Source organism: Thermomonas sp. (assembly GCF_047606765.1).
Taxonomy (GTDB): Bacteria; Pseudomonadota; Gammaproteobacteria; order Xanthomonadales; family Xanthomonadaceae; genus Thermomonas.
Genome location: NZ_JASGED010000050.1, coordinates 1 through 9,843, shown reverse-complemented (window position 1 = coordinate 9,843; position 9,843 = coordinate 1). Strand labels below are relative to the sequence as shown.

Genomic DNA, 9,843 nt, shown 5'->3' with positions numbered 1-9,843 from the left:
TTGTCGCCGCCCACGCGCGCGCTGCCCTTGTAGACCATGCCGCCGAGCGAGATCACGCCCACCTCGGTGGTGCCGCCGCCGATGTCCACCACCATCGAGCCGCGCGCCTCGGTGACCGGCATGCCGGCACCGATCGCGGCGGCCATCGGTTCCTCGATCAGATAGACCTCGCGCGCGCCGGCTTCTTCCGCCGACTCCTTGATCGCGCGGCGCTCCACCTGGGTGCTGCCTGCCGGCACGCAGACCAGCACGCGCGGGCTGGGGCGCAGGAAGCGGCTCTTGTGTACCTTGCGGATGAAGTGCTTGAGCATTTCCTCGGTGTAGGTGAAGTCGGCGATCACGCCGTCCTTCATCGGGCGCACCGTGCTCATGTGGCCGGGCGTGCGGCCCAGCATCTGCTTGGCCTCGCTGCCGACTGCCGCCACCGCGCGGACGCCGCCGCCGCGATCCTGGCGCACGGCCACGACCGAAGGTTCATTGAGGACGATGCCCTGCCCGCGCACGTAGATCAGCGTGTTGGCGGTGCCGAGGTCGATGGAGAGGTCGCTGGAGAAATAGCGCCCGAGGAACTTGAACATGCGTGGGGACTGCCGATAAGGGGGGATGGCCGCGCGGGGGAACGCGGGGATGGGACACCCGGCGCAGACCGCCGGCGGGCGGTTAGCCTAGCAACGCACCCATGCCCGGGCAAGGAAAACCGCCAGCCGGGGTATCATGCGCGGCCTTGTGTCCCGTTCGCCCGAGGCTTTCGATGGCTGCCCTGATCTGTGGTTCCCTGGCTTACGACACCATCATGGTGTTCCCCGACCAGTTCAAGAACCACATCCTGCCGGACAAGGTACACATCCTGAATGTGTCCTTCCTGGTACCGCGCATGCGCCGCGAGTTCGGTGGCTGCGCCGGCAACATCGCCTACAACCTCAAGCTGCTGGGCGGCGACCCGATCCCGATGGCCACCGTGGGCGGCGATTTCGGCCCCTATCGCGAGTATTTCGACGAACTGGGCATCACCCTTGCCCACGTCAAGGAACTGCCGGAGCTGTTCACCCCGCAGGCCTTCATCACCACCGACCACGACAACAACCAGATCACCGCCTTCCACCCCGGCGCGATGATGCGCAGCTACGAGAACCATGTGAAGGACGTGGCGAACGTGACCATCGGCATCGTCAGCCCGGATGGCTACGAGGGCATGATCCAGAACGCGAAGGAGTTTGCCGAAGCGGGCATCCCCTTCATCTTCGACCCCGGCCAGGCCATGCCGCTGTTCAATGGCGAGGAACTGCGCGCCTTCATCGAACAGGCCGACTACGTCTGCGTCAACGACTACGAATCCAACCTGCTGCAGGAACGCACCGGCTGGAGCGCGCAGGACATCGCCGGCAAGGTGAAGGCCTACATCACCACGCGCGGCCCGCAGGGCGCGGAAATCCATGCCGACGGCCAGACCTTCCGCGTGCCGCCTGCGCATGAGCGCCGCGTCACCGACCCCACTGGCTGCGGCGACGCCTTCCGCGCCGGCCTGATCTTCGGCATCGAGAAAGGCTACGACTGGATGACCATCGGCCGCATGGGCAACCTGATGGGCGCGCTGAAGGTGGAACACCCCGGCACCCAGAACCAGCGCTTCGATTACAACGAATTCGCGGAACAGTTCCGCCAGCAGTTCGGTTACGCGCTGGGCTGAAGCACCCGGCTTGGCCGCGGGCGTGGTTCGGCCAGCGCCGCGTCATCGACACCCTCGCGCCGGATGATGCGGCGCGCGACTTCCGTGCCGCAGGCCGACAGCGCCGGCGGACTGGCTGCCAGCACGACATCGCCGCGCCCGGTTGGCAGTGCGTGGAAGCGCAGCACGCTGGCGCGCCACGCGGAATCGCCCAGATAGCGGAACACGCGCCGCCACAGGCGTTCGCCGATGCCGCCGCGCAGTTCGCGTTCGCCCGGCAGGCCGGCGACCAGCCGCTCCCAGGCCAGGAAATCGGTATCCGGCAGCAGGTACAGACGCCAGCAGCAGTGGCCGTCGGCGTCCAGGAACTCCAGACGTTCGTACAGGCCATCGCTGTCCAGCGCGCTTTCGCTGGTGGCGCGCACCGCCTGCAGCCAGCCATCGAGTTCACTGCCGGCATGGGCGCGATGCAGGCACAGCACGCTGCCGAGCGCAGCCAGCTGGCGGGCATCGGGCAGCTGCGAAGCCTCCGCCGGCGATGCCAGCAGCGCAGTGGAAGCGATCCGGGGCGAGAGCGTCAGGCGCATATCGGCATTACCTCGTGCGATGGGCGGCAGGCTCGCGTCGCGGGACGCTGGCTGGCAACAACGGGCGGGCAACAAGCTAAAGACGACCGCGTTCACGCGGTCACTTGGTCAGGATCAGCTTGTCGTTGCGGGTGTGACGCAGGCGATAGACCTCGCCACCGTGGCGAATCAGCACTTCATTGTGGCCCTGCAGCAGGTTGCGGCTTTCCACCGAAGGCGTGGCGACCTGCAGGGTGCCGCTCTTGATGACAAGGTGGTGGGTCAGGCGGGAACGGGGTTCAAGGACGGCGGACATCGGGACGCTCCGGATGGGTGGCTCGAATTGATAGTAATGATTCTCATTTACGAGTCAAGTGGATCATGCCGCTAGGATTCGCGCCCTACCTCCTCCGGGGAGTAGCCCGCCGCAGGGACGTTCTGCGGCCTGCGCGTCAACACACTTGGTCGGCAGACCATGGCGCGCAACGCGGCATCAGACCGATGCCGCGCGGGCAAGACCGAAGGCAGGCGTCACGCACCCGGGCCGGGCGACGTGGCGTTTGCTTTCGCGTCCGTCACCGATACGCCCGGCCCCGGAGTTTCACGATGTTCGACGCACTTCTGGTCTCCACCGGCACGGTCGCGCTGGCCGAGATCGGCGACAAGACGCAACTGCTTGCGCTGCTGCTGGCCGCGCGCTTCCGCCGCCCGTGGCCGATCATCGCCGGCATCCTCATCGCCACCGTGCTCAACCACGCACTGGCCGGCTGGCTTGGCGCACTGGCGGCAACGTGGCTGACGCCTGACGTGCTGCGCTGGGTGGTGGCCGCAAGCTTCATCGGCATCGCGCTGTGGACGCTGAAGCCGGACACGCTGGAAGACGATGCCAAGCTTCCCGCGCGCGGCGCATTCCTCGCCACCACGACCGCCTTCTTCATCGCCGAGATCGGCGACAAGACGCAGGTTGCAACGGTGCTGCTGGCGGCGAAGTATTCACCGCTGTGGCAGGTGGTGGCGGGCACCACCTTCGGCATGCTGCTGGCGAACGTGCCGGTGGTCGCGCTGGGCAGTCGTTTTGCATCGAAGCTGCCGTTGAAGGCGGCGCGGATCGCGGCAGCCTGCGTGTTCCTGCTGCTGGGCTTGTGGGCGGCGGTGGCCGGCATCGGCAGTTGATCGATACCGGGCTATGCTGCGCGGCAGGGGGATGCGCATGAACGAACCGATGTCTGGCCTGCGCGATGTCTGGAGCCATCTGCGCGAGCGTCCCGACGCGCTGATGCTGGAACTTGGCACCGGCGGCGAACTGCTGGTGGCACGGCTGCGCGCGGCGCTGTCGCTGCTGATCCTGCTGTTCCCGCTCATCAACGTGCTGGACAACGGCAGCTGGACGGAAACGCTGGCGGGCTTCGTCGGGGCGATCCCCGCCATCGTCATGGCCCAGGTCTGGCTGGCGCTGGCGCGGCAGCGCGGTCGCCACGCCTGGCTGCCGTATGCCACCGCGACCTACGACGTATCGCTGACCACGCTGGTGCTGGTGCTGCTGGCGATGGATTCGCCGGCCATCGGCCTGAACAGCATGGTGGCGTGGTCGTTCTACCTGTTGGCGGTCGCGATGACCGCGCTGCGCAACGACGGGCGGCTGGCGCTGTATGCGGGCGCGCTCGCCTTCGTGCAGTACGCACTGCTGGTCAGCGTGGTGTTCGCCCTGCACGGCGGCAGCGATGCGCTGGTCTCGCTGGACTACGGCACGGTCACCGTGTCCAACCAGCTGCAGCGGCTGATCCTGATCGTGCTGATGACGATGCTGACCGCCACCATCGTCTATCGCATGCAGCGGCTGGTGCAGATGTCCGGCACCGACGGACTGACCGGCCTGCCCAACCGCACCCTGCTGGTGCATCGCTTCCCGGCGGCGATGGAACAGGCGCGCGAACGCGGCGGTTCGCTGTCGGTCTGCCTGATCGATCTGGACTACTTCAAGCGCATCAACGACACCTTGGGCCACCATGTCGGTGACCGCGCGCTGCGCCACGTGGTGGACGTACTGCAACAACAGATGGAAACCGGCGACTGGCTGGCGCGGCTGGGCGGCGAGGAGTTCGTGCTGGTGATGCCAACGCCCACCGGACGCACCTGGGAACGGCTGGAAGCACTGCGCCGCAGCGTGGCCTCGGCACCGTTCCTGCCCGAGCCGGATGCCGACCCGATCCGGCTGACCTTCAGCGCCGGCGTTGCCAGCTGGCCGGGCGATGGCGGCGACCTGTCGCAACTGCTGCGCAAGGCCGACCTGCGCCTGCGCCAGGCCAAGCTGGGTGGGCGCAACCAGAGCCAGGCACGCGACGACTGACGCCCTGCCACGCATGCGGCGCGTGCCCGCACTCGCCCGCCGCACTTGCCCAGATTGGCGGCGCTGACCTACCCTGCGGGATCGCTGCCGCAGCACGCGGCACAGCAGGGGACATGCATGAACCTGAAATTGCGCCTGACCGTGATGAACTTCCTCCAGTACTTCATCTGGGGAGCGTGGCTTATCACACTCGGCCGCTACTGGTTCGAGACCCGTGGCTGGTCGGGCACCAGCTTCGGCGCGATCTTCTCGACCATGGGCATCTCCGCGCTGTTCATGCCGTCGCTGATGGGCATCGTCGCCGACCGCTGGATCAATGCCGAAAAACTGTACGGCGCGCTGCACATCATCGGCGGCATCTGCCTGTGCCTGCTGCCGCAGGCGTCCAACCCCAACCAGTTCTTCTGGCTGATCCTGGCAACGATGCTGTGCTACATGCCCACCATCTCGCTGGCGATCACGGTGGCCTACAACGCGCTCAAGCGCCAAGGCATGGACGTAATCGGCGACTATCCGCCAATCCGCGTCTGGGGCACCGTGGGCTTCATCGCCGCGCTGTGGACCACCAGCCTGCTGGGACTGGAAAAATCGCCTGGACAGTTCTATGTCGCCGCCGCCGCCGCGTTCGCGCTGGGCCTGTATGCCTTCACCCTGCCGCCAGCCCCGCCCAGCATGACCCGCAGCGACACCCGCTCGCTGCTGGACGTGATCGGACTGACATCGTTCCGGCTGTTCCGCGACCGCAACATGGCGGTGTTCTTCATCTTCGCGATGCTGCTGGGTGCGGCGCTGCAACTGACCAATGCCTATGGCGGCACATTCCTCGGCGAGTTCGAGAACAACCCGGCCTATGCCGATGCGCTGGCGGTGAAATACCCCGCCATCATCATGTCGATTTCGCAGATCAGCGAAACGCTGTTCATCCTGACCATCCCGTTCTTCCTGAAACGCTTTGGCATCAAGACGGTGATGACAGTCAGCATGCTGGCCTGGTTCCTGCGCTTCGGCCTGTTCGCCTATGGTGACCCGGGCCCGGGCCTGTGGATGATCGTGCTGAGCTGCATCGTGTATGGCATGGCCTTCGACTTCTTCAACATCTCCGGCTCGCTGTTCGTCGAACAACAGAGCGACCCGCGCATCCGCGCCTCCGCGCAGGGCTTGTACATGCTGATGACCAACGGCATCGGCGCGGTACTGGGCAGTTCGATCAGCGGCTGGATGATCGACCGCTTCTACACCGCCGCCGACGGCACCAAGGACTGGCCCGGCATCTGGACCGCGTTCGCGCTGTATGCGCTGGTGATGGCAATCCTGTTCGTGCCGCTGTTCAAGCATCGCCACGATCCGGACAAGGCCACGCCCGCGCACGCCGGCCACTGACACCATGCCGCGCGGCTTCGTCGTCGGCTGGTTCAACGTCGATCACATGCCGCCACCATCGCCGGCGTGCTGACCTGTTTCAGTTGAGGCAAGCTGGCCTGATCCACGCACGCAGCCAATTACAATGGCCGCATGCAGATCGGCCCGCACACGATTGAACCGAAGCTGATCCTCGCGCCCATGGCGGGCGTGACGGACAAGCCGTTCCGGTTGCTATGCAAGCGGCTGGGCGCGGGGCTGGCGGTATCGGAGATGACCACTTCCGACCCGCGCTTCTGGCACACGGCGAAGTCACTGCACCGGATGGATCACGTCGGCGAACCCGACCCCATCAGCGTGCAGATCGCCGGCACCGTGCCCGAGGTGATGGCCGAAGCCGCGCGCTTCAACGTTGGCCACGGCGCGCAACTCATCGACATCAACATGGGCTGCCCCGCAAAGAAAGTCTGCAATGCCTGGGCCGGCAGCGCACTGATGCGCGAACCGCTGCTGGTGGCGCGGATCGTCGAGGCGGTGGTGAAGGCCGTCGATGTGCCGGTGACGCTGAAAATCCGCACCGGCTGGGATGCCGACCACCGCAACGCGCCGGAGATCGCGCGCATCGCAGAAGATGCCGGCATCGCAGCGCTGGCCGTGCATGGCCGCACCCGCGACCAGCAATACACCGGCGTTGCCGAATACGACACCATCGCCGCGATCAAGGCGATGCTGCGCATCCCGGTGATTGCCAATGGCGATATCGATTCACCGCAGAAAGCGAAGCGGGTATTGGATGCGACCGGCTGCGACGCGGTGATGATTGGCCGCGCCGCGCAGGGCAGGCCGTGGATATTCCGCGAGGTCGCGCATTTCCTCGCCAGCGGCGAACTGCTGCCGGCACCAACACTGATTGAAGTGCGCGACATCCTGCTTGGCCATCTTGAACACCTGCATGCGTTCTATGGCGAAACCTCGGGCGTGCGCATCGCCCGCAAGCACCTGGGCTGGTATGCGAAGGATCACCCCGAGAACATGGCCTTCCGCGCTGTGGTCAACCGCGCGCAAACCGCGCAGGAACAACTGCGACTGACGCGCGATTATTTCGATGCGCTGGCATCGGGTGTTGCACCGGAGTTGCCGGAAGCGGCTTGAATATCCGTAGGCGTGGAGCTTGCTCCACGCAGCGCACCCTCATTCGCACCACTGCCTCTCGCAGGCAATGCCATCGCCGTCGCCATCCATCTGGGTATTGGGGCAGTTGCGAATGAAGAAGTTTGCCTCGTCGCAAGAGCGCATCTGCGAGCAATGCGTTCGACCATCGCATTGATAGGACGATGAAGCCGCAACAGCACGCTGTTCTTCGCGAGGCTTGATCCACGAACGATCTTCCGCCGGCTGTGATGGAGCATATGGCTCTGGGGCTGATCGCCTTGCAGGCTGCGTGATACCGGCTGCCTGCGGCTCAGGCTGACCCTTGGGCTTGTCGTATGCATACAGCGCACCTGCGCCCAACACGACATACCACAGGAGTTCCTTGACCTTCATGTTGAATCTCCAGATGAGTCTTAATCAGGCCGAATGCCGATCAGCATCCCGGCCAGCACTCATCAAGCCGCAGATGCAAGAAGTGCCAGCGATCCCCCAAGCAGAAGGATCGCGACAAAGGCGATCACAAGAGCGATCACGCTGATGACGAATCCCTTGAGCAACGAAGTCCCAAGGACATATGCATAAATCGCGGAACCTGCGATGACGCCCACCACCAGCACTGCGGCTTCATTCGGCATCAACACTTTCAGGATCGCCGAAAGCACCAGTTGCAGGACGACCGCCAGAAAAGCGGAGCCGAAGGCCGTCCGCTCGGCACCCACGATGCGCGCTGCGAACATCACGGGAAGCGTTGCCAATGCGATTGCCACCGCAAGCGAGAGAACGATGGCTGACATGGTTGTTCCCATTGCAATGCAGCGGCGCTGCGTAGATAGCTAATCGTAGTATGTCGAATCAGGGTATGCAACACACGACATTGGCGGCATGGCGCTCAAGCCCCATGACTGCTCCCTTGTCGAAGTCTTTGCTGCCCAGGTCCGCACACGGCGTCAGGCACTTGGGCTGTCGCAGGAACAGTTGGCGGAACGCGCAGGCGTCCATCGCACCTACGTCGGCATGCTGGAACGCGGCGAAAAAAACGTCACTATCTACAACATCGAACGCATCGCCACGGCATTGAATGTGGAGCCTGCGGAGTTGTTGCGTCGGGCATAGGGTGGGATTTATCCCACCATCAACGCATCGCATGCATGGCAACGGTGGGGTAAACCCCACCCTATGGTTCGTTCCAGATCCGCGCCCACATGTCACCCAGCCTGCGCGCCGCCTGCCACGGCCAGCGCAACTGGTGCGGCGGGATTTCACGCCAGCCCGCGCCATCGCGCACAGCCACCGCGAAATTGAAGGTGTAGTCCGGCTCCGCGCCCATGCGCAGGTCACTGAGCACCAGTTCGCCATCGCGCACCTGCGCCTTCATGAAGCCGTGGTTGAACCAGCGCAAACGTTCCACCGCCGGCAACGCGGCCACCTGCGCCAGTGCATCGGCATCGTGCCGGTAGTGGCGGAAGGCGATGGGTCGTCGATCCGCCACCAGCGAATGTTCGCCTTCGACGAAGCCATCCGGCGTCAGCGCCACCACCCGCCACAGCAGGGTGTTGAACGGCATCGGCACCGAGAAGCGCGGCGCATCGGCAAGCCCCATCGCCGCCAGTGCGCGGTCGGCCTCGCGCTCCACCATGCCCTTTGCCAGCAGTGACCAACCGAGATAGGCGGTACTGATTGCCAGCCCTGCCAGCAATGCGCGTTGCGCGGCAATCCGCTCGCGCAGGAAGAATGCCGCCACGCAGGCCAGCAGCAGCCAGACCGTGTACAGCGGGTCGATGATGAAGACGCTCGACCACATCACCGGCGGCGTTCGCAGCGGCCATAGCAACTGCGTGCCATAGACGGTGAAGGCATCCAGCAGTGGATGGGTGATGAGTGCAAGCTGGATCGCCCAGAACCAGCGCGTGGGCGATGCCGCCACCCGCCCGTTGTCGAACCGCTTGAACAGCCACCAGATCAGCCAGCCCGCCAGCGGCAGCACGAACAGCGAATGGCTGAAACTGCGATGCAGCGTCATCCGCGCCACCGGGTCATCGGTGAACAATGCGATGGGCAGTGCATCAAGGTCAGGCAAGGTGGCAAGCGCGGCACCGGCCAGCAAGGCGGCGCGACGATGCGCAGCAGGCGCGACGGCGGTGGCCAATGCACCGCCAAGCACGATCTGGGTCAACGAATCCATGCGCGAATATTACCGGGGCGCGCGCAAGCGCCACATCGCCAGAGCGCCGTAAAGCACGGCAAGCAACAGCAGGTTGCGCAGGTCACCGGCAATCTCGGGCAGCTGCGCGCCCATTTGCTGGGTGCGGACGATGGCATTGATGCCGGGCGTGGTGGGCAGCAGCTTCGCCAACGCAACCAGCGCCGGTGGCGAGGCCAGCGCGGGCCATGACAGGTTGGACAGGAAGAACAGCGGGATCGACACCGCGGTGACGTACTGGAACGCGCGCTCGCGGGTGGTGAAGAAGCTGCCGACGAACAGCCCGAACGGTACCGTCGCCAACGCGAACAACAACACCGACAGCAGCAATCCAGACACGTTGCCGCCGCGTGGATAGTCCTGCGCCCATGCGCCGAAACCGGCGTAGTACAGCAATCCGCAGATCGCGATCAGCGTGAATGCCAGCGCCATGCCCAGCTGCGTAGGTATATCGAAATGCAGCCGCCGGCCCAGTTGCGCGCGGCGGCTTCCCAACAGCAGGCCGATGCCCAGCAGCAGGGTCTGGTGCACGATCAGTTCGGCCACGCCCGGC

Annotated in this window: 13 protein-coding genes; 6 read left to right on the top strand and 7 right to left on the bottom strand. The window is 65.2% G+C overall.

Translation table 11 applies throughout. From position 1 onward, the window contains the following. Positions 1-578: rod shape-determining protein MreB (mreB, locus tag QM612_RS04830; RefSeq protein ID WP_415252764.1), on the bottom strand; the 578-nt coding region annotated here is incomplete at its 3' end. Between the two features lie 173 nt (positions 579-751). Here mreB and QM612_RS04825 point away from each other — a divergent pair. Further along, a complete protein-coding gene (locus QM612_RS04825; protein ID WP_415252763.1) occupies positions 752-1,687 on the top strand; it encodes a carbohydrate kinase family protein in 936 nt (311 codons plus the stop codon). On the opposite strand, the gene QM612_RS04820 is transcribed toward QM612_RS04825, so the two are convergent. Together QM612_RS04820 and hemP are read right to left on the bottom strand one after the other, a co-directional pair. Further along, on the bottom strand, positions 1,672-2,253 hold the full coding sequence (locus tag QM612_RS04820) for a Hemin transport protein (RefSeq protein ID WP_415252762.1): 582 nt from the start codon (positions 2,251-2,253) through the stop codon (positions 1,672-1,674). The two genes, QM612_RS04825 and QM612_RS04820, sit on opposite strands and share 16 nt — an antisense overlap. A 100-nt stretch (positions 2,254-2,353) precedes the next feature. Beyond that, complete coding sequence (gene hemP, locus QM612_RS04815; protein WP_415252761.1) at positions 2,354-2,548, bottom strand: hemin uptake protein HemP; 195 nt, start codon at positions 2,546-2,548, stop codon at positions 2,354-2,356. Between the two features lie 290 nt (positions 2,549-2,838). Between hemP and QM612_RS04810 the strand changes: the two genes are divergently transcribed. From QM612_RS04810 to dusB, 4 genes are all read left to right on the top strand, one after another. After that, complete coding sequence (locus QM612_RS04810) at positions 2,839-3,405, top strand: TMEM165/GDT1 family protein (RefSeq protein ID WP_415252760.1); 567 nt, start codon at positions 2,839-2,841, stop codon at positions 3,403-3,405. A gap of 37 nt (positions 3,406-3,442) precedes the next feature. Continuing rightward, positions 3,443-4,579 (top strand): GGDEF domain-containing protein, encoded by a 1,137-nt coding sequence (locus QM612_RS04805; protein WP_415252759.1) that lies wholly within the window; start codon positions 3,443-3,445, stop codon positions 4,577-4,579. A gap of 117 nt (positions 4,580-4,696) precedes the next feature. Next, the gene (locus QM612_RS04800) at positions 4,697-5,959 is read left to right on the top strand and encodes a nucleoside permease (protein WP_415252758.1); all 1,263 of its coding nucleotides are present in this window, start codon (positions 4,697-4,699) and stop codon (positions 5,957-5,959) included. 132 nt (positions 5,960-6,091) lie between these two features. After that, positions 6,092-7,090 (top strand): tRNA dihydrouridine synthase DusB, encoded by a 999-nt coding sequence (gene dusB / locus QM612_RS04795; RefSeq protein WP_415252757.1) that lies wholly within the window; start codon positions 6,092-6,094, stop codon positions 7,088-7,090. Between the two features lie 39 nt (positions 7,091-7,129). Here the strand turns inward: dusB and QM612_RS04790 are convergent, their stop codons facing one another. Next, entirely contained in the window at positions 7,130-7,483 is a 354-nt protein-coding gene (locus QM612_RS04790; protein WP_415252756.1) for an excalibur calcium-binding domain-containing protein, read from the bottom strand. 62 nt (positions 7,484-7,545) lie between these two features. Continuing rightward, positions 7,546-7,884, bottom strand: a complete 339-nt coding sequence (locus QM612_RS04785; protein ID WP_415252755.1) for a hypothetical protein — start codon at positions 7,882-7,884, stop codon at positions 7,546-7,548. Positions 7,885-7,972: 88 nt separating this feature from the next. Between QM612_RS04785 and QM612_RS04780 the strand changes: the two genes are divergently transcribed. After that, positions 7,973-8,203: a helix-turn-helix domain-containing protein gene (locus QM612_RS04780; RefSeq protein WP_415252754.1), complete on the top strand. Its 231-nt coding sequence runs from the start codon at positions 7,973-7,975 to the stop codon at positions 8,201-8,203. 61 nt (positions 8,204-8,264) lie between these two features. Here QM612_RS04780 and QM612_RS04775 read toward each other — a convergent pair whose 3' ends face one another. Together QM612_RS04775 and QM612_RS04770 are read right to left on the bottom strand one after the other, a co-directional pair. After that, entirely contained in the window at positions 8,265-9,272 is a 1,008-nt protein-coding gene (locus tag QM612_RS04775) for a metal-dependent hydrolase (protein ID WP_415252753.1), read from the bottom strand. Positions 9,273-9,281: 9 nt separating this feature from the next. Further along, positions 9,282-9,843 (bottom strand): ABC transporter permease (locus QM612_RS04770; RefSeq protein ID WP_415252752.1); only part of this gene is annotated, 562 nt, incomplete at its 5' end.

Bases quoted from the DNA above. Each gene is read 5' to 3' on its own strand.
- QM612_RS04790 (WP_415252756.1), bottom strand. From the start codon at position 7,483: ATGAAGGTCAAGGAACTCCTGTGGTATGTCGTGTTGGGCGCAGGTGCG.
- QM612_RS04810 (WP_415252760.1), top strand. From the start codon at position 2,839: ATGTTCGACGCACTTCTGGTCTCCACCGGCACGGTCGCGCTGGCCGAG.
- QM612_RS04825 (WP_415252763.1), top strand. From the start codon at position 752: ATGGCTGCCCTGATCTGTGGTTCCCTGGCTTACGACACCATCATGGTG.
- QM612_RS04805 (WP_415252759.1), top strand. From the start codon at position 3,443: ATGAACGAACCGATGTCTGGCCTGCGCGATGTCTGGAGCCATCTGCGC.
- QM612_RS04775 (WP_415252753.1), bottom strand. From the start codon at position 9,272: ATGGATTCGTTGACCCAGATCGTGCTTGGCGGTGCATTGGCCACCGCC.
- QM612_RS04800 (WP_415252758.1), top strand. From the start codon at position 4,697: ATGAACCTGAAATTGCGCCTGACCGTGATGAACTTCCTCCAGTACTTC.
- hemP (WP_415252761.1), bottom strand. From the start codon at position 2,548: ATGTCCGCCGTCCTTGAACCCCGTTCCCGCCTGACCCACCACCTTGTC.
- dusB (WP_415252757.1), top strand. From the start codon at position 6,092: ATGCAGATCGGCCCGCACACGATTGAACCGAAGCTGATCCTCGCGCCC.
- QM612_RS04820 (WP_415252762.1), bottom strand. From the start codon at position 2,253: ATGCGCCTGACGCTCTCGCCCCGGATCGCTTCCACTGCGCTGCTGGCA.
- QM612_RS04785 (WP_415252755.1), bottom strand. From the start codon at position 7,884: ATGTCAGCCATCGTTCTCTCGCTTGCGGTGGCAATCGCATTGGCAACG.
- QM612_RS04780 (WP_415252754.1), top strand. From the start codon at position 7,973: ATGGCGCTCAAGCCCCATGACTGCTCCCTTGTCGAAGTCTTTGCTGCC.